The sequence below is a fragment of the Dyella sp. EPa41 genome, from assembly GCF_016586165.1.
In the GTDB taxonomy this organism is placed as follows: Bacteria; Pseudomonadota; Gammaproteobacteria; order Xanthomonadales; family Rhodanobacteraceae; genus Dyella.
Window position 1 is genome coordinate 12,997 of the sequence record NZ_BCPR01000042.1, and the last position, 25,750, is coordinate 38,746.

The window sequence follows — 25,750 nt, forward strand, 5'->3', positions numbered from 1 at the left end:
CAGGGCAATCTCTCTCATATTGGCTGTGCCACCGCAAGGAGATTCCCCATGTCCGCACCCACCCTCACCTACCCATTCGCCGGCCGCACCGTGAACCGCATGGGGTATGGCGCCATGCAGCTTGCCGGCCCGGGCGTATTCGGCCCACCGAAAGATCGGCCCGCGGCGCTCGCCGTGCTACGCGAAGCCGTGGCCTCGGGCGTCAACCACATCGACACCAGCGACTTCTACGGCCCGCACGTTACCAACCAGATCATCCGCGAGGCCTTGCATCCGTACCCGGACGATCTGCTCATCGTGACCAAAGTGGGCGCCGTGCGTGGCGACGACGGCGCGTGGCTTGCCGCGCAGGAACCTGGCGATCTCCGCCGTGCCGTGCACGACAACCTGCGCAACCTCGGCCTGGACGCGCTGGACGTGGTCAACCTGCGCGTGATGGGCAACATCCACGAACCTGCCGAAGGCTCCATCGCGCGACAGGTCGAAGCGCTCGCGCGCCTGCAGCAGGAAGGTCTCGTGCGGCACGTGGGTCTGAGCAACGTCACCTCCGCGCAGGTCGCCGAAGCGCAGCGCATCACGCAGATCGTGTGCGTGCAGAACCAGTACAACCTGGTGCAGCGCGCGGACGATGCACTGGTCGACGAACTGGCGGGCCAGGGCATTGCCTTCGTGCCTTTCTTCCCGCTGGGCGGCTTTACCCCGATCCAGTCGTCCGGGTTGTCGGCGCTGGCCGCGCGCGTGCAGGCGGCACCCATGCAACTTGCGCTGGCCTGGCTGCTGCACCGTTCGCCGAACCTGCTGCTGATCCCGGGCACATCGTCGATAGCCCATCTGCGCGAGAACATCCAGGCCGCCCAATGGGCGTTGAGTGACGCCGTGCTGGCCGAGTTGAACGCCATCGCCGCCGAATGACGGCGCAGCCACCGCTTGCCGGCCGCGGCGAGCGATGGCTGGTGGTCGAGCCGGGTCGCGCCATGCCCTCGCGAGCGCGGCGCACGGCACGGGCGAGCGGGTACGCCATGGCGCTATAAGACGCTTCCAGGGAAACGCGTTGCAGGCGACGATCGAGCGAATGACAGAGAGCCTTGTTCCCGAGCGCTTCACCGAAGTCGTGCAGATCGCCGCGCCCGTCGCAGCGGTGTGGAACGATCTGGTGTCCAGCGAGCACATGGGCCTATGGATGGGCGATCCGTCGATGGACGTCCGCGTGGAAACCACGTGGCGGGTGGGAAGCCGCTTCGTCGTGCGCGGCGTTCATCATGTGCCCTTCGAGAACAGCGGCGTGCTGCTGGCCCTCGAGCCGATGAAGCGGCTGGCTTATAGCCATCGCAGTTCGCTGTCCGGCTTGCCGGAGCGGCCATCGAGCTACACGACGCTCGACTTCGCGATGGAAGGGGATGGCGATGGCACGCTGTTGTCGCTCTCAGCCACCGGTTTTCCCTCGGCGTCGATCTACCACCATCTCCGGTTCTACTGGGCGGGAACGCTCGAGGTGTTCAAGCGATACGTCGAGTCGCGCGCCTGAAACACGAGCGGCGCCCGAAGGCGCCGCCGTGAACTCCGCAAGCGGCGCCACACGGCACCGTCGCATGGGGTCGGTCAGAACGAGTAAACCACCGTCGCGCCGACGCCCCAATCCGGGCTGCCATCGGTGAAGCCCTTGGTCACATAGGCCTGGGCCTTCCAGCCGCTGGCGAACTTGTACGCGTAATAGCCGGTGAGCTCGTTGCGCGCGAAGCTGGTGTCCGAGGCCTTCTCGCGATAGTCGTAGTACGCGCCGAAGCTGCTGTGGCTGTCGAGCTTGTAGCTCGCGCCCACGTTCGCGCCGAACACGTCGTTGAGCTGGATGTACTGCGAGCTGCCGAGCCAGGTGTAGCTCACGCCGCCGAACACGGTCCAGGCACCGAAGCCCTTGTACGAGTCGATGCTGACGGTGTAGTCGTTCTTGCCCGTGCCCAGGCCCTTGTCTTCATCGGCCGTGCCGAACTTGACCTTGCCGGTGAGGTCGATGCCGAACTGCGCGGCGTTGTTGGTGTAGGCCTCGTACGTGGCCGCCGCCGTGACGTCGCCCAGGCCCGAGGCCGAGCCGGTCGTTTCGGTGGTCGGCGGCGTGGTGCCGCCCTGCGAATTGCCCTTGCCCTTGCCTTTGCCACGGCCATTCGGGTTGTTGTTCTTCACCGGGCCGATGCCGGGAATGACGTTGTCGGCACCGGACACGTGGATGTACGGCACCGCCAGCTTGAACGACCAGCTGTCGATGTCGTAACCGAGGGTGACCGGTACCTGCGTGATGTCGGTCGTGGTCGACGTGCCGTACTTGCCGGTGGTGTAGTCGATGCCGGCGCCGACCTTGATGGTGGAGCTGTCGTCGGCGTGCGCTGCCTGCGCCATCAGGCCCAGTACGCCGAGGGCGCAAAGGGTGCTGGTGTTCTTCAGATTCATGAGTCCTTCCTAGGGCGTAGCAAAAAAAGGTCGGGAGGCCTCAATGGAGGCCTCCACGCGAGTCGCGATGGATGTTGTTGTAATCAGCGGCCGCCGCGTTCGGGCTTGTCGGGGCGCTCGGGTTTCTCGGGCTTTTCGGGCTTGTCCGGATGATCCGGCTTGTCCGGGCGATCGGCCTTGTCGGGGCGATCAGCCTTGGCGACCTTGTCCGCCTTGTCGGCGTGACCGGCCTTGTCGGTCTTCTCGCCATGCGCGATGTCGGCGCTATCGGGCACCGGGCCGTGCGCCTTGGCGGCGCTCATGACGTCGCCCAGCTTGAAGCCGAGCGCCTTGGCGATGTTGCCCCAGCCCTGGCCATCGGCACGCAGCGCGAGCACGCCGGTGAGCTGCACCGGGCCGTTCGGGCCGGTCACCGTGCCGCCGTTCAACGCGGCTTCGAGCTGCGCGGCCGTGGGCTGCGTGATGCCAGCCGCCGTCAGCTCGGCCTGGGCCAACGCGAGCGAGATGTTGACGTTGCCGTAGCCCATCTGACCCGTGCTCGGGGTGAAGGTGGTCTGCACGGCGAGCGAGGTCGCCGTCGCCGGCGTCACCAGCACGATGGCGGTGCCGCTGCGCAAGCCGGTCACCAACGCCTGCGCGTTGCCGGTGGAGCCGGCGAGCGTGGTGTACGAGGCGGCGAGCTTGGTGCTTTCCTGACCGCTCACCGGCGCCGTATGCGTGGTCGGCGCGGTGTCGGCCATGACCAGCGAGCTGCCCATGCACAGGCCGACGGCGACACTCAACGCGGTGAGTACATGTACGTGCTTTTTCATCGATTGCCCCTTGAAGGTGATGATTCGTTCCCTTCGAGGCGCCCCGTGGGGCATCAGATGAACTCCGCATCTGCCGTGCGGTAGTGCAGCAAACGCGTGCTCACCCGACGGCCTCGGCGGCGGATACTGGCGGACTCGGCGGCGCAAGAAAAGAGCGCGCGTACGCAAGTTCAGCAAGCAGAAGAAAATCCTTCAGCCGCGAGTCAAGGAGCGCTTTTTTCCGTGCGCGAAGTCGCATAAAACAAGGGCCTTTCTTGCGCGAGGCTGTGCCTGGCGAACCGTAGGGAGGCTGGGGATATAGCGCTTTTGCTTAGTACTTCCTTACACGGCCTGGCGCGCCCATCGATTTTTTGTGCGATGTTGTAGCGGTGTCGCCGTGGGTGAACGCGCGCGACACCCATCGAACATTTCCACGTCCTCGTACGGAGTCAACATGAAGCGCCTATTTTCATTTGTCGTTGCGGCCGCCTTGCTCGCCGGTAGCGGCATGGTCTTCGCCTCGCCGCAAGGCCACGGTCATGGGAACGGCCATGGCAATGGCAATGGTGGCGGCAACGACGACGATGCCCGTTGGGACGACGGTGATCATGGCCACGGCCATAACCCCAAGGACGAAGGGCGTCACGACAACGGCAAGCACAAGGGCTGGTACAAGAAGGGGGATCGCCTGCCCGATCAGTACTACACGCGCGAGTACTACGTGACCGACTACGAGCATTACCACCTGCGCCGTCCGGACCCGGGCTATCGCTGGGTGCGCGCCGACGGTGGACAGTTCTACCTGACGCTGATTTCCAGCGGCGTGGTCATCGACATCGCCGCGGGTTTCTGAGCGACGCCATCGGCCCGACGAGAAAAAAGCCACCGCCTGCGAGGGCGGTGGCTTTTCTTGTGGATATCCCAGCGAACGGCGCGGCAGGTTCACGCTCTCGCGCTGCGATCGGTTCAACGATTCGCGCACCGGGAAACGGGGCCTTCGATGCGAAGGCCCCGCATGGCTACCGATGCAACGAGGTCAGAGGTTGCTGTTGAGGTTGGTCACGATCGTGCTGCCGAAACCGCTGGCGTAATCCCAACCCGCGGTCGCCGTCTCGCCACCGTTACTGCCCGAGGTGATGTCGTGGTAGCTGTTGGTCGGCACCTGGTACAGGTGCGGGCCGGCGAAGCCCAGCGTGGCGTGCCCGGCGAGCATGCGAGCCCAGGTCGCCGCGAACAGCGGCGCGGCCAGGCTGGTGCCGCCGTACTGCGCATTGCTGCCGTTGACGATGATGATGGAACCCGAGTTGGGGTCTGCGTCCATCGCGACATCGGCGACGTCACGCGTGGTGCCACCCCCCTGCGTCTGCCAGCTGGGCTTCGGTTCGACCGTGCTGGGGCTGCCGCCGGCCTTCGACCACAGCGTTTCGCTGGCCCAGCTATTGCCGGTGCCGGTGCTGAGCGTGGTGCCGCTCACCGCCACCACATACGGCGAACTTGCCGGATAGCTCGGCGTGGTGCCGCGCGGCGCCTTGCTGCATTCGTTCGAGCCGGAGTCGCCGGTGGAGACGGAGAACGTCTGGCCCTGCGATACGCCGAGCGCGAAGATCTGGTCGTCGGCGGCCATCGAGCCGTCGTTGTAGGCGCTGGTTTCGCATTCGCCGAGCGACACGTTGATCACGCGTGCCTGGTTGTCGCTGACGGCCTGGTTGTAAGCCGCGGTGAGCGCGCTGTTGCTGAGCGAGTTGGCGGCATAGAAGATCAGCTTGCCGACGCCGCCCGACATGCCGACGATGTCCTGGCTGTCCAGGTCCCACTCCGGCGTGCCGCTGGTGTCGGTGCCGGGCGTGCCGACCACGATCACCTGCGTGTTGACGGCCGGCAGGCCGTTCGCGGTGGTGAAGGCGGTGAGGTCCTTCAGCGGCTGCGTCATGTTGCCGTCGCTGATGATGCCCACCGTGATGGTCGAAGCGGTCGGCGTGCTGCCGGCGTTGTAGATGGTGGGGAAGGTGGTCGGGTTATGGCCCGTCACGCCCGTGGTGGCGCTGGTGCCAACGCGATCGGCAGGCTTGAGCATGGTGTGCGCGTGCGACACGGTCTGCAGGCCGACCACGGAGAGCACGGCATCGGCGAGTTCCGCCGGCACCTTGGCGTCGTCGATGTTGGCGTAGGCGTCGCGACCTTCGGCGTCGTGCGCCTTGATCAGTCGCGTGCTGAAAGCGGCCTGCGCGGCCCCGGCGTTGCCGTCGGCGGAGACCAGCATGCGGTTCGGCGCCACCGTGATGTGGCTGAAGCCGGCCTTGCCCAGGTGATCGACCACCGCCTGCACCTGCGCGGCGCTCGGGGAGAACATTGCGATGGTGTCCGACGCGCTGAGCCTGGTGTGGTAGGCGGCGCTGTTCGGGTTGTGCGAGGCCGCGATGAAATCGTCGAGCGTGGAACGATTCTGCAGTTTCATCACCACTTCGACGTGCACCGGCGTGCTCGCATCGGCGAGGTCGGCGGCGGTGGCGGTGGCGGCGAGTTCATGGGCGTGCGTCGCCGTGGTCTTCCATGTGGTCCCCGCCGTTGCCTGCGCACAAGTCATCACACCCAGCGCGGCAACCAGTGCAACGCACAGCGAGGATTTCTTCATCTGCATGAGTTGTTCTCCCTCTTGTCGAGCCGATGCCCGGCTCTGGAATGTTGTGATCGCCCGGTCAGGGCGAGAGGCTGCTCACCTTAGGTCCGCCGTTCCGTGGCGTGCTCCCCAGCACGCTCCCTTGTTTGGAAAGAAGGTCCGCTCCCCAGCTCGACGCTAGCACGGTGTGCATGCATCGCTGCATTGGCAAAATTCCGAAGTGCGCACTCGTGCGCGCTCGCAATTTCGTGCGGAAAAAGTGCGAAAGTCTTCGTTGATTCGATGCTGACGCAGGCCTTTCGAAAGGCCGTGGCGTGATGTGCTGGACATGGCGCACGCGATGGCGCGTGCGCGCTGCATGCATCGACAAGAGAGGTTGGGTTCAGCCTTCGAGGGTGAAGCCGATCTTCAGCGTGACCTGCCAGTGCGCGATCTTGCCGCCGTCCACATGGCCGCGGACGTCCGTCACGTGGAACCAGCGTATGTCGCGTATCGTCTTGGACGCACGCTCGATGGCGACGCGGATCGCGTCGTCGCTGCTCTTGCTGGATGAGCCCGTCAACTCGACGGATTTGTACACGTGTTCGGTCATGGCGCGGCTCTCCTGGTTCGGGTGGGTGCGCGTTGGCGCGCGTGCTTGCCCTCGGCACTGCACACCCGGCTGCGCCTAGGTGACGTGAAGAACCGCTGGCATCGCCGTGCTGCGATGCCGGTCTCGTTTCATGGCGGGGTTTCGCGAAGTCTTCACGCGCGAGCTAAGCGGTGCGAAAGGTCCCGGGGTTACGTTCCCTCGACCTTGCCCTGGGGACGCAGCGAATGGCCGCGGCAGGCGAGGGATCCCCGGCTGTGTCAGTCGCGGCTCAAGGTTTCGCGTGCGCGTGTCACGCAGCCAGGTCACCGGTTAGATCACTTGCATCTTCTGGAGGGGAACATGGCTCTTCATTGCATCACCCGTCTCAGCGTGGCGTTGGGCTCGGTCATCGCCCTGGCCGCAGGCAACGCCTACGCCGATGACAATGGCACTGCCGAGGTGACGTCCGCCGTACAGCATGACGTACTGCATTCCCTGCGCGGCACGATGCCCAGGCCCGATGATTTTTCCAAGGGGCCGCGCAATCATCCGTTGCATCCCTTGCCGTGGCTGGATGGTCCAGGCAATCCACCCGAAGGCGCCCTGCAAGGCAGCCCCGGCGGCGCGTTCGCGCCGACGCTGGGTTCGGGCGTGGACGGTGTCGGCAACGGCTTCAGCGGTCCGCAGGGCTCGTTCACCGTGAACAGCGCGCCGCCGGACACCAATGGCGCGGTGGGCGCCACGCAGTACGTGCAGATCGTCAACACCGGTTTTGCGGTGTTCGACAAGGCCACCAAGTCGGTGGTGTACGGACCGGTGCAATCGAACACGTTGTGGTCGGGCTTTGGCGGGCCCTGCGAAACCGACAACGACGGCGACGCGACGGTGGTGTACGACAAGGCGGCCAATCGCTGGGTGATCTCGCAGTTCGCGGTAACCGCCGCGCCGTATTACCAGTGCGTAGCGGTGTCGGCGACCAGCGATGCGACCGGCGCGTACTACCGCTATGCGTTCCCCTACGGCAGCGTGTTCCCCGACTATCCGAAGATGGGCGTGTGGCCCGACGCGTATTACGAGACATTCAACATGTTCAACGGCAACACCTTCGCCGGCGCGAAGCTGTGTGCCTATGACCGCAATGCGATGCTGAGCGGCGCGGCCGCCACGCAGCAGTGCTTCCAGTTGTCCACCAGCTACGGCGGCGTGTTGCCGGCCGATCTCGACGGCAGCACGGCGCCGCCGGCGGGGTCACCGAACTACATGCTCAACTTCGGCGCGAACTCGCTCAACCTGTGGAAGTTCCATGTGGATTGGGCCAATACCGCCAACACCACGCTGACCGGTCCGGTCTCGATCCCGGTGGCATCGTTCTCGGCGGCATGCGGTGGCGGCACCTGCGTCCCGCAGGGTGGCGTGAAACAGAAGCTGGATTCGCTGGGTGACCGGCTGATGTTCCGCCTGGCTTATCGCAACTTCACCGATCACGAATCGCTGGTGGTCACGCATTCGGTGAAGGTCGGCACCAGCAGGCAGAACCCGTACACGGGCGTGCGCTGGTATGAGATCCGCACCCCGGGCGCGACGCCGACGGTGTACCAGCAGTCCACGTTCTCGCCCGACACCAGCTACCGCTGGATGGGCTCGGTGGCGATGGACAAGCAGGGCAACATGGCGCTGGGTTACAGCACGTCGAGCAGCACGCTGCATCCGGCCATCCGCTATACCGGCCGCCTCGCCACCGATGCGCTCAATACCATGCAGGCCGAAAACAGCATCCTCGAAGGCCTTGGGTCGCAGACGGGCAGCAACCTCGCGCGTTGGGGCGACTACAGCGCGATGACCATCGATCCGGTGGACGACTGCACGTTCTGGTACACCAACGAGTACCTGAAGACGAACGGCGCGTTCAACTGGAGCACGCGCATCGCGTCGTTCAAGTTCCCCGGCTGCCAGTAAGGCGGCGGCAGGCCGTTCGGACGTCCCCGCCAAGGCGGGGACGTTTTTTTTTGGCGGCCGCCACCTTGCATCGTTGCAAGGCAGTCGATTTCACGCGCCACATCACACTTCGGCAGCGCCGACGTTTTTGGATCGTTCTACGCCAGCCCGCCGTCAGTTTTTCTTGGCGTCTCCTTCACATCGCAAATGAATGATGGAACGGCCGCGACTTCTTGCGGTCGTTGGCGCTGGGGAGGCGGGTTCGTCCCGCTGAATTCTTCTTGGAAGGAGTGATGCCGGTGTGGCCAGGCCACGCCGCCACGGGCGGCTGCGCGCTTTTCCAGTGCATCGGCATGACAGGTCTGCGGACGCCCTCTGCGTCCGTCACTGTTTGCGGCGTGTCCGGGAGGGACACATCGATCGGGGAAAACCACCGTCGCAGGCTCGACGCCTCGAGCGGCCGGTCACGGGTTGACTGGCCAGGTTCGGACAGGAGGTCACGGAACCACTGCGACCCATACTTGGACGAGGATCTGCATGAGCATGCATAGGAAATGGTTGGTCGCTTCGCTTTGGCTTGCCCTCGGCACTTCGGCGATGGCCGCGGATTTCGGTACATCACCGCCGCCGTCGTCGAAATTCGACGTGAGTCCGCTGCAAGGCGACCAGACGTATACCGGCTTCATCGTCACCTACAGGAACGGCAGCAGTGAACGCGGCAACGCCGCGGCCGCCGTGCAGAACGTGGGCGTGGCCGCGGGCCGCGCAAAACTCGGTAGCGGCGCCGCGGCCTTCGCGCGCGGGCTCAACATGCACTACGGGCGCAAGCTCGCTACGGGTGCCGACCTGGTGCGCAGCGACCGCGCCTTGTCGTCGGCCGAAGCGTCGGCCTTGATCCAGCAGATCGCCGCCGATCCCGCGGTGGAGTTCGTGGAGCCCGAGTATCTGTTGAAGAAGGTCGACGGCATCAAGCCGGCCGGCGCGGCCACGTTCACCGTGCCAAACGACCAGTACTACGCCTCGTACCAGTGGGATTACCTGGCCGCGACGGGCGCCAACTTCCTGGACAACACGCTCAACGCGAACGTCGCCAACTGGGGCGGCGCCAACATCCAGCAGGCATGGAGCCTCGCCGACGGCACGGGCATCGTCATCGCCAGCCTCGATACCGGCGTGACCAGCCATCCCGACCTCAACCTGTCACTCGCCAATGCGGGTTACGACTTCATCAGCACCGCGTCGGTGTCTGGCCGCTCCACCAATGGCCGAGTTGCCGGCGGTTGGGACACGGGCGACTGGGTGACCGCCGGCCAGTGCGGCGCCGGGCAGCCGGCCGAGGACAGCAGCTGGCACGGCACCCACGTGTTCGGTACGGCAGGCGGCGAATACACCAACAACAGTACCGGCATGGTGGGCACGGCGTTTGGCGCGCAGGTGCTGCCGGTGCGCGTGCTCGGCCATTGCGGCGGTTCCAACGCCGACATCGCCGACGCCATCACCTGGGCCTCGGGCGGCAGCGTGTCTGGCGTGCCTGCCAACGCACATCCTGCGCAAGTGATCAGCATGAGCCTGGGCGGTTCAGGCAAGTGCACGTCCAGCAGCGTGCTGGGCCAGGCGATCACCGGCGCCATCGGCCGCGGTGCGACGGTGGTGGTGGCGGCCGGCAACAGCAACGCCAATGCGTCGAACTACTCGCCGGCCAGTTGCGCGGGCGCGGTGACCGTGGCGGCCACGGGCATTACCAGCGCGCGTGCCTATTACTCCAACTACGGTTCGCTCGTCGCGATCGCCGCGCCGGGCGGTGGCGTCTACAAGAACGATGCCTCCACCGGCACGCAGGTCACCACCGGCTTCATCTGGTCGACCATCAACGCCGGCACGACGACGCCGACCACGGCGACGTACGGCGGCATGGCCGGCACGTCGCAGGCGACGCCGCATGTGGCCGGCGTGGTGGCACTGATGCAGAGCTATCGACTCGCGCTCGGCAAGTCGCTGCTGACGCCGGCGCAGGTCACATCCTTGCTGAAGTCCTCGGCGACTTCACCGCATGTGAAACCCAGCGGCAGCAAGACGATCGGGGCAGGCATCGTCAACGCCTATGCTGCCGTGCAGGCGGCGGGTACACAGCCGTAACGACGAAGGGCCGATGCCGCGCAGGCATCGGCCCTCGGCAATGAATGTAGGAGCGCACCCAGTGCGCGACCGCGGCCCATCGATCACCTCTGCGGTCGCGCACTGGGTGCGCTCCTGCAAGGGAATGCCACGTAGAGAAAGTGACCCGGGTCGCGGCAGTGGCTCGGAAGCCAGCGTCCCCACGGGGACTCCCTGCGATCGCAGGCGAGACCCATCGCGATAACGCGACGATCAGGGCACAACGACTGTGCCGGTGAGACTGGCAATCAGGACTGAGGCGAAAGGCGGTCGCGCACTGGGTGCGCTCCTACATGATGTCCATGAAATTCAGCGCTTGGCGGCGGTGGATGCCTTGGCCATCTGCGCGCAGGCCTCGCCATAGCCCTGCAGGCGATTGCGTACCGATTCGAGATAGATGGTGAAGCCGTAGCGTACGGCGCCGCCACGATCGGCCAGCCAGGCGCCTACGGATCGCGCGGACAGGAACTGAGTCACCTGGGCGAGCGGCACCGGGCGGCTGATCATCACCGATTCGCTGGTGGCGCTGAAGGCGTCACGGTCGCCCGGCAAGGTCTGCTGGTTGTCGATCTCGAAGTACGAACGGTTGGCGCGCGACACCAGCTTGCGCGCGCGTTCCACCCCGACCATGTAGTAGGCCGTGACCGTGAGGCCATCGGGCTTGCACAGCAGGGTGATGCGATACTGGCCGTCGCGCGCGCTCTGGCCCAGCGTCAGCAAGGGCGCGTTGCCCATCATGTGATAGCTGACGGTAGGCGCGAGGCGCCCATTGTTCGCGAGCCCCGAGTTGATCATCTCATCGCCCGTCATCACGCTGGCATCCGCCTGGATCTTGCGGCCGTACTGCGCCTCGGCCGTCAGGTTGAGTTCTTTCAGGTACGCATCCGCTTCGTCCGGCGCCTGCGTCGCGTTGCCTGGCGTGCGCAGGGGCAACGCGCCAAACCGGTCGTTGCCGGTGGGCGACCAGCGAAACAGGCCGCCCAGGTAGGCGAGCGTGCAGGCGTCCATGCATACCGCCACCTTGGAGGCCGGCGTGGTCGAGCGCGATGGCTTGCGCGGCACGCCCAGGTGGGTGGCGATCGACTGGGCGCGAAACAGGCGGCCCAGGGCGATGCCGGCCTGCAGGTCGCCGCCGGGAGAATTCAAATAGACGTCCGAACCCGGCGGCACCTTGCCTGATCGCACCAGTGCCTCGAAGCGGTCGGGTGCACCTGCGTCGATGGTGCCGTACAGGTAGATCTGCGGAACCTTGGCGACGGCAAGGGTGAGCTTGTCGGCGTTGACCTGGATGGCGAGCAGGCCAGGCGTGCCCGCACGGTTGTCCGGCGTGGCGCCATGCGCGATGGCGGCGAACGCCAGGCCAACGCAAGCCGGCAGTGCAGGCTTCAGGCGGCGAAGGCGTGCGCGTTTGAGCTGTTTCGCGTCTGTATCAATGGCCTGCACGTGACTGACTCTGGCATGGAGGCCGCACAGTCTGCCTTGCCGGACCTGTCCGCGGAGTTAAATGGGGACGAAGGGCGTCCGCAGGCCGGACGTCCGTGCCGTTGTCCGCGGACGCACGGCATTTTCAGCGCTCACTGCGCAAGTCATGGTGTCCAAACGATTTTTTCCTGGCGCGCGACTTGGCACGGCGCTTGCCATGGCTATCAGCAACGGCATGTCCCGGCGACATGCACCCATGGCTTCCCGCCGGCAGATGAATCACCGGACGGGCTCAAAGAACCGCAGACAGGAGTCTTACGCATGTCCCGCAAGTCGTATCTCATTTCGTTGCTGTTTGCCGCCGGCGTTGTCCTCAGCCATGCGTTCGCTCCCGCCGCGGTGGCGGAGGAAGCGCATGCGCCTGCCAAGGACAAGTCGATGATGTCGCGCGAGCAGGTCACGCGCATCCTCGACAGCAACCGCATGATCCTCGCCTCGCAGGGCGTGGATGAGAAGGTCAGGTTGCACATCAACGGCATCGACCAGTGGGTATCGATCCGCGGCAAGGATCGTCGCAACCCGATCCTGCTGTTCCTGCATGGCGGCCCGGCCGCGCCGGCGATGCCCGAGGCCTACACCTTCCAGACGCCATGGGAGGACTACTTCACCGTCGTGCAATGGGACCAGCGTGGCGCCGGCAAGACGTATCGCGCCAACACGGAGGACGCGATGGCGCCCGGCATGTCGGTAAAGGGCATGACGGATGATGCCGAACAAGTGGTGACCTATCTGCGCGAGCGCTTCGGCAAGCAGAAGATCTTCCTGCTGGGCCATTCGTGGGGTTCCATCCTCGGCGTCACGCTGGCGCAGCGCCATCCGGAATGGTTCTACGCATACATCTCGACGGGGCAGGTGGTGAACGGTCGCCGCAATGAAGAGGTGGGCTTCAATTACGCCCTGCGCAAGGCGAAGGAGGAAGGCAACCAGACGGCCATCCGCGAGCTGGAAGCGATGGCGCCGTATCCGGGCAGTGGCCCGCTGACGCTCGACCGCATCGGCATGCGCAGCAAGTGGGAGATGTACTACGGCGGCCTTGCCTGGGGCCGCAAGGATTACCAGTTCGACGTGGACGCCGAGGAACTCTCGCCCGACTACAGCCGCGAGGACCTGGATGCGATCGACAAAGGCAGCCTGTTCTCGCTCAACCACCTGTTGCCCGCGTTGCTCGCCACCGACTTCGACCAGGTGACGACGTTTGCTTGCCCAGTGATCGTGTACGTGGGCGCGCACGACTACACCACGCCGCACGAACTGACCGAAGCGTGGTACGCGAACATCCATGCGCCATCGAAGAAGCTGGTGTCCTTTGCCGACTCCGCGCACATGATGATGCAGGAGCAGCCCGGCCGCTTCCTGATGCACCTGGTGACGGACGTGCTGCCGCTGGCGCAGCAGGCGGGCGACGTGGCACCGGGCGAAGCCGTGCGCGACCGCTGACGGGGTACAGGCGCGGCGGGTGGCCCAACCGGACCGCCTGCCGCATGTCCACGCACCGGCCCTGCCAAGGCGCTCCCCAACCCACGCGGTGCGCGTCTTCGCGCGCCGTTGAGCATCCACCGCCTAGGATGCCCCCGGCCCAAGTGCAAGCGATGTTCGCCGGGCGATGGGGCATGGGCTCTTTAGCGGCGGTCCACGCGCGGGCCGCCACCGTTGCGACTCGCGCATGGGGCATGCGAAGGAGAGTCGGGATGAGCGTCACCGAAACGGGCAAGACGCCGTGTGTGCTGATCGTCGACGACACGCCGGACAACCGGCTGCGGATGTCCGAACTGCCCAGTCCCCTCTACCGCGTCCTCGCGGCTGCCGCCGACCTCATCCTGCCCGACGTGATGACGCCCGGCATGTACGGCTTCGGCGCGCCTCGCCAGCTCAAGTCGAAGCCTCGGACACGGTCGCCACCCATCTTCGCCCCAAGGCGGGGGCGAAAGAGCCATCGCGCATGAGTGCCTGGTTGGAGCGCCTCGAACGCCTGCCGCTGCGATCGCGATTGCAGGCGGGCTTTGGGGGCATCCTGGTGCTTGCCGTGCTGATCGGCGTCTTGAGCCTGAGCATGCTGCGCGAGCAGCGGGACCAGATCAGCAGCCTCTACGAAAAGGACATGCTCGGCATGGTGCACATCGCGGCGGCGCGCACGGCGCTTGCCGACGTCGGGCAGAACCTGCGGCAGGCGGTGCTTGTCGGTCCCGGTGAGGCACAACAGGAAGCGTTGCGGCAGATCGCCGATGCCGAAGGCCTGACCCGCCAGGAAATCGAGCTTGCGCGGCCGCACATCTTTCGCGAGGAAACCGAAAGCAAGCTTGCCAGCTTCGAGGCCGCCTTTGCCGACTATCGCAGCCGGGTGCAGCTGATCGTGTCGACACTCGGCGAGTCGGCGGGTTCGGCCGGCGCCGAACGGAATGCACGCGCGGCGGCAATGCTCACCTCGCCGGAGTTCCTGCGCAGTGACGTGGCCGTAAAGACGGCCCTTGCCAATGTCGGCGAAGCCAAGCGCAAGGGCGCGATCCAGGAGGTGCGCGAAGTTTCCTCGCAGTTCCTGCATGCCCTGCAGTTGACGCTCTGGCTGCTTGCGCTTTGCGTCGGCGCCGGCGTCCTGTTCGGAAGCCTGATCAGTCGTTCCATCCGTCGTCCGGCCGATGGGTTGCGCCGCGCGCTCGATGCCTTGAGTGCCGGTGACCTCGATGTCGAGATTCCCTATACCGACTATCCCAATGAAGCGGGCGATCTTGCGCGCGCGATCATCACCTTGCGAGACGAAGCCCGCCAGTTGGCCGGCCAACGATGGATCAAGACCCACGTGGCCTCGATCAGCGGCGAACTGCAGTCCGCCGCCGACATGGGCGAGCTGGCGCACCGGTTCCTGTCGGCCATCGCGCCATTGCTGCACATCGGCCATGCCGCTCTTTACAGCCTTGACGAAGAGGCCAGCCAACTGCAACGCGTGGCCCACTATGCGGCAGAGCAGTCGCCGCGGACGTTGCGCCTGGGCGAGGGGCTGGCGGGCCAGTGCGCGACGGAGCGGGCGCCGATCGTGCTGGGCTCGCCGCCTGCCGGCTACCTGCGCGTGGGTTCATCGCTGGGCGAGAAGGCGCCGGCCGATATCCTCCTGCTGCCCGTGTTGCGCAACGAGCGCCTGTTCGGCGTGGTCGAGCTGGCAAGCCTGTCCGCCTTCGATGCGGTCCAGCGCGAGTTGCTCGATGACCTGATGCCGATCCTCGCCACCAGCATGGAGATCCTCGAAAGCACGGTCAGCACGCGACAGCTGCTGGAAGAAAGCCGTCGCCAGGCGGAGGTGACGGCGCTGCAGGCGGCAAGCCTCAAGGCGCAGACGATCGAGCTGGAGGCACAGCAGCGCACCATCGAGGCGGCGAGGGCGTGGTATCTCGGCATCATCGAGTCGGCGCCCGACGGCATGATGATCGTCGACGATGGTGGCCGCATCGTGCTGGCCAACCCGAAGCTGGAGGCGATCTTCGGCTACGACAGCGGCGAGCTGCCTGGCGCAGTGGTCGAGCAACTCGTCCCCGCTGCCTCTGGGTTGCCCCATGCCGGTTTGCGCCAGCAGTTCTTCAAGGAGGGCGTGAGCCGCAAGATGGGTGCGGGCAACGTCGACCTGCATGGCGTGCGCAAGGACGGCAGCGAGCTGTCGGTGGAGATTGGCCTGTCGTTCCTCCCCGAGTTCGATGGCCGGGGCACCTGCGTATGCGCCTCGGTGCGCGACGTGAGCGAGCGGCGCGCGATGGAAACGGCGCTGCTGCGCAGCGAAGAGCGTCTGCAGTACATCCTCGATCGCAGCCCCGTCTGCATCGGTGTCGCCACCCATGGACGCATTCGCTTCACCAACCCGCGATTCGTCGAAACCTTCGGCATGCACATGGGCGACGAGGTGATCGGTGCCTACAAGGACCCCGAGGAACGGCTCAGGCTGGGCAAGCGGCTGGAGGCGGGCGAGGCGATCCCGCGTGTCGAGCTGCAGATGTACGACCGCGAGCGGCGGACCCGCGATGTCGTGGCGACCTATGTGCCGATCACCTGGGACGGCGAAACCGGCGTGCTCGCCTGGTTCATCGACATCACCGAGCGCAAGGCGGCCGAGGAAGCCATGCAGCGCTCCAAGGAGATCGCCGAGGAAGCGACGCGCGCGAAGAGCGATTTCCTGGCCAACATGAGCCACGAGATCCGCACGCCGATGAACGCCATCATCGGCATGAGCCACCTGGCCCTGCGGACGAACCTGGACGCGAAGCAGCGCAACTACGTCGAGAAGGTGCATCGCTCGGCGGAAAGCCTGCTGGGCATCATCAACGACATCCTGGACTTCTCCAAGATCGAGGCGGGCCAGATGCACGTGGAGCAGGCCGAGTTCCGGCTCGAGGACGTGATGGACCACATCGCCAGCATCATCGGCCTCAAGGCGGAAGAGAAAGAGCTGGAACTGTTGTTCCAGACGGCACCCGACCTGCCGACCGCGCTGGTCGGCGATCCGCTGCGGTTGGGCCAGGTGCTGCTCAACCTGGGCAACAACGCGGCCAAGTTCACCGAGCGCGGTGCGATCGTGATGGGCGTTGAGCAGGTCGCCCGCGAAGGCGACGACATCGAGCTGCACTTCTGGGTCAAGGACAGCGGCATCGGCATGACGGCCGAGCAGCGCGATCGCGTGTTCCAGTCCTTCGTGCAGGGCGATTCCTCCATCACCCGTCGCTACGGCGGGACCGGGCTGGGCCTGGCCATTTCGCGCAAGCTGGTGGAGCTGATGGGCGGAAAGATCTGGGTGGAGAGCGAGCCGGGCAAGGGCGCAACCTTCCACTTCCATGTTCACCTTGGCGTGCAGGCGGGCGCGCAGGCACAGGTGGAATGGTTCGCCGACGCGTTCCAGGGGCTGCGCGTGCTGGTGGTGGACGACAACGACGCCGCGCGCGACGTGCTTTCGGGCATGGTGCGCGGCATGGGTTTCGACGTGGACGTGGCATGCGGTGGCGGCGAGGCGCTGCGCCTGTATGCGTGGGCCGCCACTCACGGGCGTCCGTACCAGCTGTTGCTGATGGATTGGAAGATGCCCGGGATGGATGGCGTCGAAACCGTGCGGCGCCTGCAGTCCGCCGGAGGCGGCGTGGTTCCACCGGTCGTGATGATCACCGCCTTCAGCGGTGACGAGGCCATGGGCGAGGCTCGCCAGCAGGGCGTGGTGCTGAGCAATGTGCTGGCCAAGCCGACGACGGCCTCGGCCTTGCTCGATGCGTTCGCCCACGCGTTGGGCAAGGGCATCCAGGTCGCCAGGCATGCGGACCAGCAGCGCAGCCGGCACGGCGATGCCGTCGCGGCCTTGTCGGGTTGCCGGATACTGCTGGTGGAGGACAACGAACTCAACCGCGAACTGGCGCAGGAGTTGCTGCGTTCGGCCGGCATCGAAGTCGTCCTGGCCTGCAATGGCAGGGAGGCCCTGGAGCGGCTGGCCGACGATCCGCGCTTCCATGGTGTCCTGATGGATTGCCAGATGCCGGTGATGGACGGCTATACCGCCGCGCGCGAGATCCGCGATCGGCTCGGCATGAAGCGGCTGCCCATCATCGCGATGACGGCCGATACGATGTCCGGCGATCGCGAGAGGGCGCTGGCCTCGGGCATGAACGACCATATTCCCAAGCCGCTGGATGTCGACGGGATGTTCGCCACCATGGCGCGGTGGATCAAGCCCCGGCGGACCACCGACGATGGAGCGGTGCTGAGCGACGCCGGGTCGGACGATGTCCTCCCGGAATTGCCGGGCATCGATCCGCAGGCAGGCCTGCGCATGTGCGGCAACATCCCTTCGTTGTACCGGCGCATGCTGCTGATGTTCCGCAGCAGTTATGCGCACTTCGACCAGCTGTTCCATGAGGCGGAGCATGACGCGGACCCGGGTGCGGCCTGCCGTCTCGCGCACTCGCTGCGCGGCTCGGCGGGGAACGTCGCGGCGCGGGAAGTGGCCGTCGCCGCCGGCGAGCTGGAGCAGGCCTGCCGCGACAACGCCACGCCGGAACAGATCGAACACTTGCTGTCGCAGCTCCTGCAGGCGTTGCGTCCCGTGATGGACGGCTTGGCGGCATTGAAGGCCGGATCCTCCACATGACGCGGCGTGCGGGATTCGGCCGGCGGCTCACCGCGACGATGCGCACGTAGTTGCGCATGGGCGCAGCGGGCACGACGTAGCCGCTCGCCGCAAGCCTGCAAGCCGTAGGTGACGGCAACAAGCGCAAATCCATGGTCCTCGTCTCCGTAGTTTTACGTAGAACGGCTAGGTGGAATTGCGCTTGTTCCACATCGCGCGGGCAACGACCCTGAGCCCGATCCCACGGCCCCAGGCGCCCACCGCCCCACGGCAAGCCTGGCCGGCCCACCCCATCCGTCGAGCTGCCATGAAACGACTCGCGCTTGTTCTCGTTCTGCTGGCGACCGTGGTGGTCGCCCCCGCTCACGCCACGGAAGGTGCCCTCGGGCGCGCGATCACCGGCGTGCAGGCCACCTCATACGCGGGCCTGGTGCCGCCGACGCCTGGTTGGAACTGGGGCCTGGCCTATGCCTACTACAGCGGTTCCATCAGCGCCGCCAAGCAGGTTCCCATCACCGGTGGCGGTGTTTCGCTCGGCCTGAAGGCGGAGTTCCAGCTGCTGAACCTGGCCGGCGTCTACATCTGGAACACCAGGCCGTCGGCCTGGAATTTCGCCACCATGGTCACGGTGCCGTTTGCCTACGTGGATGCGAACGTGAATACGTCGTTCGGCAATTTCTCGCGGGGCCTCAGCGACCACGACAGCGGCCTGTTCGACATGACCTTCGTGCCGGTGATCGCCAGCCATCATTTCAGCCAGACGCAGCACCTGTCGCTCGCGCTCTACATCTATGCGCCCACCGGCAGCTACAGCAAGGGCCAGCTGGCTAACGTCAGCCTCAACAACTGGACGTTCTCGCCCACCGTGGGTTACACGCAGCTGTTCCAGCAGGGTTCGCTGGAGTGGAGCCTCACCTCGGCGGTGGACTTCTACACCAGGAACGACGACACCGATTACCAGAACGGCGCGGTGTTCCGCATCGATTCCCTGCTGGTCAAGCGTTTCCCTTCGGGATGGGGCGTGGGCGCGGTGGGCGGCTGGATCGAGCAGATCGAGAAAGACAGCGGCCCGACCGCCGATCGCCTCAACGGCTTCAAGGGCCGGGCGCTGGCGCTGGGGCCGATGGTGAATTACCTGAAGAAATGGCAGGGCGGCCAGGTGGAGTTTTCTGCGCGCTGGATGCACGAGTTCGACGTGAAGAACCGCCTCGAAGGCAACCCCTTCATGCTGTCGGCGACGATTTCACTCTGACGCCGGGCATCAAGGAGACGCCGTGTCAGTGCGGTTCGTCCGCCGCGTCGTAGATGCACGACAACACCGCCGCCGCCGCCGCGTACAACGTCGCCGGCACTTCCTGCCGCAATCGCAGCGAGGCGAGCAGGGCGGCCATCTGCGGATCGTGGTGCAGCGGAATGCCCAATGCGCGTGCCCGCGCCAGCAGCGTTTCCAGCGATTCGGGTGGCAGCCCGGCCGTGGGGGCGGCGTCGCTCGGCCCGCCGGAAAGACGAAGGGTGACGCGTCGACGGGCGGGAGGCAGCGGCGTGCTCATGCCATGGTCTTCAGCAGGATGGCGCTGTGCGGGCTGCTGGCATGCGGCAGGCCCTGCTGGCAGCTCAACTGGTCGAGGATCAGGCCGGTGGCGGCAAGTTGCTGGCGCAGCGGGCCGAACAGATGCTCCAGCTTGCGCACGGTGCCTGCGCGTTCGGCCCACAGGCGAACGGCAAGGCGCAGGTCGCGCATCTGCAGTTCGCCCTGCACCGGGCCGAGCGCGGGCAGGTCGAGCGTGAAGCCCAGCGTCCACGCGGATGCTTCCTCCGCATCGATGTTGTGCTGCAACTGGATCTGCAGGATGTCCGGGCCGCCATCGCCCTGCAGCGGAATCTCGATCATCCATGCCGGCACCGTGGTGGCTTCCAGCTGCGCCACTTCCACGCGTGCGAGCGCGGCATGCACTTCACCGTGCAGTCGGCTGAGCAATGCGTCGACGTCGTCGTTGAGCAGCTCCGGCGGCAGCGCGATGCGCGGCTGCGGCTGCAGGCCCCGCTGCTGCAGCGGCGGCGGCGTTTCGCTGCCGCCCGAGCTGCTTGCGCGCCGGGCGGGCAGGTAGTCGTCCAGCAGGCTGGCCAGGCGCAGCAGCGCGCCTTTCCAGTCTTCCTGGCTCAGCGCGGCCATGTCCAGATGCGACTGGGCGAGTTGGGATTCGAGGAACAGGCCGCTGCGGCTGATCGCTTCGCGCAGGCCTTCGCCGCGCGTCACCTCGGCCGGCGTGCGCACGACATGCTCGAGCAGGGCGAGCGCCGGGCGAAGGTAGGCAGGCAACTGGCGCAGCGCAGGCCGCTGCGCCAGCGCATCGAGCGTGGCGAGCAAGGGCGCGTAGCCGTTCTGCTGCGGCAGGCGCTCGCGCATCGCCACCTGGATGGCGGGCTCGGGCGTGTGCGGCATGATCACTTCCAGCTGCGGCTGCGCGCCCAGCGTGAGCACGCGCACCTGGAACTGCGACGGCAGCTGGCTGCGCGGCGCCTCGGCTTCGACCGCCAGGGCGCCTATCTGCAGCACCATCATGCCATCCGGGTTGAGTCCCAGCGGCCGCGCGGCCAGCACCGTGCCGATGCGCCAGCTCTCGGCAGCACTGCCGGAAGCGGCGCCGGCCCAGGTGAGGGCGGCAAAGCTGGTGGGTTGGATGACCAATCGAGACTCCTTGCGGACAAGGGAACCGCGCGCGTCCCTTCCGTGCCCTGTTGATCGGCCGATCCGGCAGGAACTTGAGGGCCTGCCTTTGTCGGGCCCGTCACAGGTTTTCGGGGCGGCGAAATCGCTAAAGCAGTCGCCGATATGGCCGATAAGCACCCCGTAGACGCCCGTGGGGCGCAGCGAGGACAGGCCATGGGAAGCAAGTCGAACCCACAACGCAAGGCTGGCGAGGCGCGCGTGATCGCGCTGCCCGCGGATTTTCGCCTGACCGAGCTGGCCGACGTGAAAGCCGGCCTGCTCCAGGCACTGGAGGCGGCTTCCGTCGAGATCGACGGCGCAGGCGTGGAGCGCGTGGACACCGCCGCGCTGCAGCTGCTGCTGGCGTTCCGGCGCGCGGCTTCCGCGCGGGGTCTGCCGGCCTCCTGGTCGGGCGTGAGCGAAACGATGCGTGACGCGGCAGGCGTGCTTGGCCTGACGCAGGCACTGGAATTGCCGGCAACCATGCCGGCCTGAAACTGAGGTGGAAGATGGCAAAGATTCTTGCAGTGGACGATTCGGCTTCGATGCGCGGCATGGTGGCCTTCACGCTACGCGGCGCCGGTCATGACGTGAGCGAAGCCGAGAACGGCCAGCTCGCGCTCGACGCCGCCCGTGGCGGTCGTTACGACCTGGTGCTGGCGGATGTGAACATGCCGGTGATGGACGGCATCAGCATGGTGCGCGAGCTGCGCACCATGCCCGAATACAAGGGCGTGCCGATCCTGATGCTGACCACCGAGTCGCATACCGACAAGAAGATGGAAGGCAAGGCTGCCGGCGCCACCGGTTGGCTGGTGAAGCCGTTCGACCCCGAACAGCTGCTGGCCACCGTCAAGCGCGTGCTGGGCTGAAGCTCCAGCCTCCTCGATCCGAGGGAGTGCGGGCTCAGCCCCGCTCCCTCTGGGAGAGAGGGTGCCGGGCTTGCGCAACCTTCAACGGAGCGCTCCGCCCGCACCCTCATCCGCCTGCCGGCACCTTCTCCCGACGGGAGAAGGGTTTCGATCTGCAAGTCACCGTTCCGTTAGAGAAGCATCCCCATGAGCAAGGCCGGTCTGGCGCAGTTCCAACAGGTGTTCATCGAAGAGAGTCTGGAAGGACTCGACACGATGGAGTCGTCGCTGCTCGCGCTCGACAACGGCGGTGATGGGGAGCTGGTGCACACCATTTTCCGCGCGGCGCATTCGATCAAGGGCGGCGCGGCGACCTTCGGTTTCCCGGAGATCTCCTCGTTCACCCACGAGGCCGAGTCGCTGCTGGACGAGGTGCGCAGCGGCAAGCGCGCCATCGACGCCGCCATCATCGAAGTGATGCTGCGCGCGGTGGACTGCCTGCGCGGCATGTTCGCCCGCGCCCAGGCCGGTTCGCCGCTCAACGATGCCGTCGCCGAGAGCCTGCGCAACGAACTCGCGGCCCTGATGGGCCGGGGTGCGCCCGCCGGCGGCGTGCAGGCGCGGCGCAACGTGGACCAGGCCGATGCCTGGACCATCCGCTTCCGTCCGCATGCGGGCATGCTCGCGGGCGGCAACGAGCCGCTGCGCCTGATCCGCGAACTCGCCGGTATCGGCGAGCTCACGGTGACGCCCGAACTGGATCGCGTGCCCGAATTCGCCAAGCTCGAACCCACCGAGTGCCACCTGGGCTGGACCATCGAACTGAAGGGTCCGGCCAAGCGCGCCGACATCGCCGGCGTGTTCGACTGGGTGGAGGGCGAGTGCGATCTCGCCATCGAGGCGAAGCACGTCGTGGCCGAGGTGGCGCCGGCGGCCGCCGCAACGCCTGCCGCGCCCGCCGCCAGCGTCGCCGATGCCGGCGCGGTGCGCGCGCAGCGCGAAGCCAGCGCGGAATCCAGTTCGGTACGCGTGTCGATCGACAAGATCGACGGGCTGATCAACCTGGTGGGCGAGCTGGTGATCACCCAGTCCATGCTCGACACCTTCCGCGAGGGCGGGATCGATGCCGCCCGCATGGCCGTCCTCGAACAGGGCCTGGCCCAGCTGGCGCGACACACGCGCGAGCTGCAGGAAAGCGTCATGGGCATCCGCATGCTGCCCATCGCCTCCGTGTTCAACCGTTTCCCGCGCATGGTGCGCGACATCAGCCAGAAGCTCGGCAAGCAGGTGAAGCTGGAGCTGGTGGGCGAGCAGACCGAGCTGGACAAGACGGTGCTGGAGAAGATCGGCGATCCGATGGTGCACCTCGTGCGCAACGCGATCGACCATGGCCTGGAGACGCCGGACAAGCGCCGCGCCGCGGGCAAGGGCGACACCGGCACGCTGACGCTGGCCGCCTCGCACCGTGGTGGCAACATCGTGGTGGAAGTGTCCGACGACGGCGCGGGCCTCAACCGCGACGCCATCGTGGCCAAGGCGGTGCAGCGTGGCCTGGTCGCCAGCGGCGAAGGCATGAGCGATGACGCCGTGGCCGAGCTGATCTTCCAGCCGGGCTTCTCCACCGCGGCCGTCACCACCGATCTTTCCGGCCGTGGCGTGGGCATGGACGTGGTTCGCCGCAACGTGGCCGACCTCGGCGGCACCGTCACCATCCGCAGCACGCAGGGCAAGGGCAGCGTATTCACCATCACCCTGCCGCTGACACTGGCGATCATCGATGGCCTCACCGCCGCCGTGGGCGACGAGCGCTACATCGTGCCGCTGGTGTCCATCGTGGAGTCGGTGCAGCTGAAGGCCGAGGCCGTGCGCAGCGTGGCCGGCGGCGGCGAGCTGTTCCGCTTCCGCGGCGAATACCTGCCGGTGATCCGACTGCATGACGTGTTCGGTTGCGGCGAGGCGATCCAGGCCATCGACGAAGGCCTGATGGTCGTGGTCGAAGGCGAGGGTACCCGCGTGGGCCTGTTTGTCGATGGCCTTATCGGCCAGCAGCAGGCGGTGGTGAAATCGCTCGAGGCGAACTATCGCCGCGTGCAGGGCATTTCCGGCGCCACCATCCTCGCCGATGGCTCGGTGGCGCTGATCGTGGATATCGCTGGCCTCGTGCGCCTGCAGAGTCGACGCAAGGCGGCCTGACCCAGGCCTGGTCTTCCACGGCGATGCCGATGTCGATCGGCGTCGCCGCCCCGGACAAACCCGGACAAGTCGCGACAGGAAGCCGCGGCCGCTGGCTTGCGGCCAGCGAATGGCAGTGCAGGGAATGAATCCGGGCCATCGCAGAACCGCCCATTTCATTTCTGAAGGTTGCAGACCATGACATCGCCGCTTCGTTACCTCGATCAACTCAGCCTTGCCGCGAAGGTGTGGCTGGTCATCGCCTTCGTGGTGGCGGGGTTGGCGGCGCTCACCGTCGTGTCCGCGCTCGACAGCCGTCGCCTGCAGATGGCGGCCCGTGTCAGCGCGCTCAGCGATGAAGTGAACACGGCCATCTCCTTGCTCGACAGCTATCACGCGCGCGCCCTTGCCGGCGAAATGACCGACGAAGAGGCCAGGAAGCGCGGCCTGGCCGCCGTGGCGAAGCTGCGCTGGAACAAGGGCGCCGGCTACGTGTTCGCGTTCGATTCGAACTTCATCATGCAGATGCATCCCATCATGCCCAAGCGCGTGGGCATGACGATTCGCGACGAGGCGGATTCGCAAGGCACCTTCATGTATCGCCACATGATGGAAGCCGACCAGCGCGACGGCTTTGGCGCGACCGAATACATGTGGCCGATGCCGGGCGGCAAGCAGGACGAGCACAAGATCACCTATACCACCTGGTACAAGCCGTGGGACCTACACGTGGCCTCCGGTGCGTACTTCGTGGACATCAACGCGCAGTTCCGTCACGCACTGATGATCAGCCTGCTGGAAGCGGCGCTGGTTGGCCTGCTGGTGATCGGCGTGGTGTGGCGCTCGATGCGCAGCATCCGCCAGAGCATCGGCGGCGAACCGGCCTTCGCGCTGGCGATGGCCGCGCGCATCGCCGACGGCGACCTGGCCGGACACGGCGACGTGCACTTCCGGGAGGGCAGCATGCTGCACGCGCTGGAGCGCATGCGCACCAAGCTGGTGGAGATCGTGAGCGAAGTGCAGCAGGGCTCGCAGATCGTCTCGACGGCGGCGCAGGAGATCTCGCGCGGCAACGACGATCTCTCGCATCGCACGCAGGAGCAGGCTTCCAGCCTCGAAGAGACGGCGGCATCGATGGAAGAGATGACCTCCATCGTGCGCCAGAGCGCCGACAACGCCAGCCACGCCGACCAGCTCGCCCGCAGCGCGCGGACGCAGGCCGAGCGCGGTGGCGAGGTGGCCGAGCGCACCAGTGGGGCCATGCGTGAGATCGAGGCGGCCAGCCGCCAGATCACCGAGATCGTCAGCCTGATCGACGAGATCGCCTTCCAGACCAACCTGCTGGCGTTGAACGCCGCGGTGGAAGCGGCGCGTGCCGGCGAGCAGGGCCGCGGCTTCGCCGTGGTCGCTACCGAAGTGCGCCACCTCGCCCAGCGGAGCGCAGGCGCGGCCAAGGAGATCAAGGCGCTGATCGGCGACACCGTGGAGAAGGTGCAGGCCGGTTCGGTACTGGTGGACGAGTCCGGCCAGGTATTGGCAGGCATCGTGCAGAGCGTGAAACAGGTGACCGACATCGTGGCCGAGATCGCCGCGGCCAGCCAGGAGCAGTCTTCCGGCATCGACCAGGTCAACCGCGCCGTGATGCAGATGGACGAGGTGACCCAGCAGAACGCCGCCTTGGTGGAAGAGGCGGCCGCGGCAGCCCGCGCCATGCAGGAGCAGGCCGACGAGCTGGAGCGTCAGATCCGCTACTTCCGGCTGCAGGAGGGCGCTGCGAAGACCGCACCGGCTCGACCGGCCCGGTCACGCCTGCCGGCACCGGGCGCCGCCCCGAAGGCCGCACCCCAGCTGGCCACGGCCGGCGGCTGGGCGGAGTTCTAGGCAAAAAAAAACACGCCCCCTTGTGGGAGCGCACCCTGTGCGCGAGCGCGCGCGCGCGC

Annotated in this window: 20 protein-coding genes; 13 read left to right on the plus strand and 7 right to left on the minus strand. The window is 66.5% G+C overall.

What is annotated here, in order from left to right:
* Positions 1–48 precede the first annotated feature (48 nt).
* The gene (locus JMF82_RS13900; protein WP_201315163.1) at positions 49–912 is read left to right on the plus strand and encodes an aldo/keto reductase family oxidoreductase; all 864 of its coding nucleotides are present in this window, start codon (positions 49–51) and stop codon (positions 910–912) included.
* 139 nt (positions 913–1,051) lie between these two features.
* Positions 1,052–1,525: an SRPBCC domain-containing protein gene (locus tag JMF82_RS13905; RefSeq protein ID WP_201315164.1), complete on the plus strand. Its 474-nt coding sequence runs from the start codon at positions 1,052–1,054 to the stop codon at positions 1,523–1,525.
* Between the two features lie 74 nt (positions 1,526–1,599).
* Here the strand turns inward: JMF82_RS13905 and JMF82_RS13910 are convergent, their stop codons facing one another.
* Both JMF82_RS13910 and JMF82_RS13915 read right to left on the minus strand, forming a co-directional pair.
* Positions 1,600–2,442 carry a transporter gene (locus tag JMF82_RS13910; protein WP_201315165.1) on the minus strand — a complete coding sequence of 281 codons (843 nt, stop codon included), beginning with the start codon at positions 2,440–2,442 and terminating at the stop codon, positions 1,600–1,602.
* A gap of 83 nt (positions 2,443–2,525) precedes the next feature.
* On the minus strand, positions 2,526–3,254 hold the full coding sequence (locus JMF82_RS13915; RefSeq protein WP_201315166.1) for a hypothetical protein: 729 nt from the start codon (positions 3,252–3,254) through the stop codon (positions 2,526–2,528).
* Between the two features lie 433 nt (positions 3,255–3,687).
* Between JMF82_RS13915 and JMF82_RS13920 the strand changes: the two genes are divergently transcribed.
* On the plus strand, positions 3,688–4,086 hold the full coding sequence (locus tag JMF82_RS13920; protein ID WP_201315167.1) for an RcnB family protein: 399 nt from the start codon (positions 3,688–3,690) through the stop codon (positions 4,084–4,086).
* A 183-nt stretch (positions 4,087–4,269) separates the two neighbouring features.
* On the opposite strand, the gene JMF82_RS13925 is transcribed toward JMF82_RS13920, so the two are convergent.
* Positions 4,270–5,871: a S53 family peptidase gene (locus JMF82_RS13925; protein ID WP_201315168.1), complete on the minus strand. Its 1,602-nt coding sequence runs from the start codon at positions 5,869–5,871 to the stop codon at positions 4,270–4,272.
* A 361-nt stretch (positions 5,872–6,232) separates the two neighbouring features.
* Positions 6,233–6,442, minus strand: coding sequence for a dodecin (locus JMF82_RS13930; protein WP_201315169.1), 210 nt, complete (start codon positions 6,440–6,442; stop codon positions 6,233–6,235).
* A 339-nt stretch (positions 6,443–6,781) separates the two neighbouring features.
* Here JMF82_RS13930 and JMF82_RS13935 point away from each other — a divergent pair, with 339 nt between their 5' ends.
* Positions 6,782–8,377, plus strand: coding sequence for a hypothetical protein (locus tag JMF82_RS13935; protein WP_201315170.1), 1,596 nt, complete (start codon positions 6,782–6,784; stop codon positions 8,375–8,377).
* 516 nt (positions 8,378–8,893) lie between these two features.
* Positions 8,894–10,492 (plus strand): S8 family serine peptidase, encoded by a 1,599-nt coding sequence (locus JMF82_RS13940; RefSeq protein WP_201315171.1) that lies wholly within the window; start codon positions 8,894–8,896, stop codon positions 10,490–10,492.
* 327 nt (positions 10,493–10,819) lie between these two features.
* Here JMF82_RS13940 and JMF82_RS13945 read toward each other — a convergent pair whose 3' ends face one another.
* Positions 10,820–11,953 (minus strand): hypothetical protein, encoded by a 1,134-nt coding sequence (locus JMF82_RS13945; RefSeq protein ID WP_201315172.1) that lies wholly within the window; start codon positions 11,951–11,953, stop codon positions 10,820–10,822.
* A 300-nt stretch (positions 11,954–12,253) separates the two neighbouring features.
* Between JMF82_RS13945 and JMF82_RS13950 the strand changes: the two genes are divergently transcribed.
* From JMF82_RS13950 to JMF82_RS13965, 4 genes are all read left to right on the plus strand, one after another.
* Entirely contained in the window at positions 12,254–13,429 is a 1,176-nt protein-coding gene (locus tag JMF82_RS13950; RefSeq protein ID WP_201315173.1) for an alpha/beta hydrolase, read from the plus strand.
* Positions 13,430–13,680: 251 nt separating this feature from the next.
* On the plus strand, positions 13,681–13,935 hold the full coding sequence (locus JMF82_RS13955; RefSeq protein WP_201315174.1) for a hypothetical protein: 255 nt from the start codon (positions 13,681–13,683) through the stop codon (positions 13,933–13,935).
* Complete coding sequence (locus tag JMF82_RS13960; protein ID WP_201315175.1) at positions 13,932–18,098, plus strand: response regulator; 4,167 nt, start codon at positions 13,932–13,934, stop codon at positions 18,096–18,098. Before JMF82_RS13955 ends, JMF82_RS13960 begins: the two co-directional genes overlap by 4 nt.
* A gap of 286 nt (positions 18,099–18,384) precedes the next feature.
* Positions 18,385–19,329 carry a transporter gene (locus JMF82_RS13965; protein ID WP_201315176.1) on the plus strand — a complete coding sequence of 315 codons (945 nt, stop codon included), beginning with the start codon at positions 18,385–18,387 and terminating at the stop codon, positions 19,327–19,329.
* A 25-nt stretch (positions 19,330–19,354) separates the two neighbouring features.
* Here the strand turns inward: JMF82_RS13965 and JMF82_RS13970 are convergent, their stop codons facing one another.
* On the minus strand, positions 19,355–19,627 hold the full coding sequence (locus JMF82_RS13970) for a flagellar biosynthesis protein (protein WP_201315177.1): 273 nt from the start codon (positions 19,625–19,627) through the stop codon (positions 19,355–19,357).
* A complete protein-coding gene (locus tag JMF82_RS13975) occupies positions 19,624–20,766 on the minus strand; it encodes a flagellar hook-length control protein FliK (protein ID WP_201315178.1) in 1,143 nt (380 codons plus the stop codon). Before JMF82_RS13975 ends, JMF82_RS13970 begins: the two co-directional genes overlap by 4 nt.
* 195 nt (positions 20,767–20,961) lie before the next feature.
* Here JMF82_RS13975 and JMF82_RS13980 point away from each other — a divergent pair, with 195 nt between their 5' ends.
* The 4 genes from JMF82_RS13980 (at position 20,962) to JMF82_RS13995 (ending at position 25,691) form a co-directional block, all read left to right on the plus strand.
* Positions 20,962–21,282, plus strand: coding sequence for an STAS domain-containing protein (locus JMF82_RS13980; RefSeq protein ID WP_201315179.1), 321 nt, complete (start codon positions 20,962–20,964; stop codon positions 21,280–21,282).
* A gap of 14 nt (positions 21,283–21,296) precedes the next feature.
* Positions 21,297–21,659 carry a response regulator gene (locus tag JMF82_RS13985; RefSeq protein ID WP_130620936.1) on the plus strand — a complete coding sequence of 121 codons (363 nt, stop codon included), beginning with the start codon at positions 21,297–21,299 and terminating at the stop codon, positions 21,657–21,659.
* Positions 21,660–21,845: 186 nt separating this feature from the next.
* Positions 21,846–23,831: a chemotaxis protein CheA gene (locus tag JMF82_RS13990; protein ID WP_201315180.1), complete on the plus strand. Its 1,986-nt coding sequence runs from the start codon at positions 21,846–21,848 to the stop codon at positions 23,829–23,831.
* Positions 23,832–24,008: 177 nt separating this feature from the next.
* Complete coding sequence (locus JMF82_RS13995) at positions 24,009–25,691, plus strand: methyl-accepting chemotaxis protein (RefSeq protein ID WP_201315181.1); 1,683 nt, start codon at positions 24,009–24,011, stop codon at positions 25,689–25,691.
* The last annotated feature ends 59 nt before the right edge of the window (positions 25,692–25,750 follow it).

Excerpts from the sequence above, each read along its gene's own strand:
- JMF82_RS13900 (WP_201315163.1), top strand. The coding sequence starts at position 49 with ATGTCCGCACCCACCCTCACCTACCCATTCGCCGGCCGCACCGTGAAC.
- JMF82_RS13910 (WP_201315165.1), bottom strand. The coding sequence starts at position 2,442 with ATGAATCTGAAGAACACCAGCACCCTTTGCGCCCTCGGCGTACTGGGC.
- JMF82_RS13915 (WP_201315166.1), bottom strand. The coding sequence starts at position 3,254 with ATGAAAAAGCACGTACATGTACTCACCGCGTTGAGTGTCGCCGTCGGC.
- JMF82_RS13920 (WP_201315167.1), top strand. The coding sequence starts at position 3,688 with ATGAAGCGCCTATTTTCATTTGTCGTTGCGGCCGCCTTGCTCGCCGGT.
- JMF82_RS13925 (WP_201315168.1), bottom strand. The coding sequence starts at position 5,871 with ATGCAGATGAAGAAATCCTCGCTGTGCGTTGCACTGGTTGCCGCGCTG.
- JMF82_RS13930 (WP_201315169.1), bottom strand. The coding sequence starts at position 6,442 with ATGACCGAACACGTGTACAAATCCGTCGAGTTGACGGGCTCATCCAGC.
- JMF82_RS13935 (WP_201315170.1), top strand. The coding sequence starts at position 6,782 with ATGGCTCTTCATTGCATCACCCGTCTCAGCGTGGCGTTGGGCTCGGTC.
- JMF82_RS13940 (WP_201315171.1), top strand. The coding sequence starts at position 8,894 with ATGAGCATGCATAGGAAATGGTTGGTCGCTTCGCTTTGGCTTGCCCTC.
- JMF82_RS13950 (WP_201315173.1), top strand. The coding sequence starts at position 12,254 with ATGTCCCGCAAGTCGTATCTCATTTCGTTGCTGTTTGCCGCCGGCGTT.
- JMF82_RS13955 (WP_201315174.1), top strand. The coding sequence starts at position 13,681 with ATGAGCGTCACCGAAACGGGCAAGACGCCGTGTGTGCTGATCGTCGAC.
- JMF82_RS13960 (WP_201315175.1), top strand. The coding sequence starts at position 13,932 with ATGAGTGCCTGGTTGGAGCGCCTCGAACGCCTGCCGCTGCGATCGCGA.
- JMF82_RS13965 (WP_201315176.1), top strand. The coding sequence starts at position 18,385 with ATGAAACGACTCGCGCTTGTTCTCGTTCTGCTGGCGACCGTGGTGGTC.
- JMF82_RS13970 (WP_201315177.1), bottom strand. The coding sequence starts at position 19,627 with ATGAGCACGCCGCTGCCTCCCGCCCGTCGACGCGTCACCCTTCGTCTT.
- JMF82_RS13980 (WP_201315179.1), top strand. The coding sequence starts at position 20,962 with ATGGGAAGCAAGTCGAACCCACAACGCAAGGCTGGCGAGGCGCGCGTG.
- JMF82_RS13985 (WP_130620936.1), top strand. The coding sequence starts at position 21,297 with ATGGCAAAGATTCTTGCAGTGGACGATTCGGCTTCGATGCGCGGCATG.
- JMF82_RS13990 (WP_201315180.1), top strand. The coding sequence starts at position 21,846 with ATGAGCAAGGCCGGTCTGGCGCAGTTCCAACAGGTGTTCATCGAAGAG.
- JMF82_RS13995 (WP_201315181.1), top strand. The coding sequence starts at position 24,009 with ATGACATCGCCGCTTCGTTACCTCGATCAACTCAGCCTTGCCGCGAAG.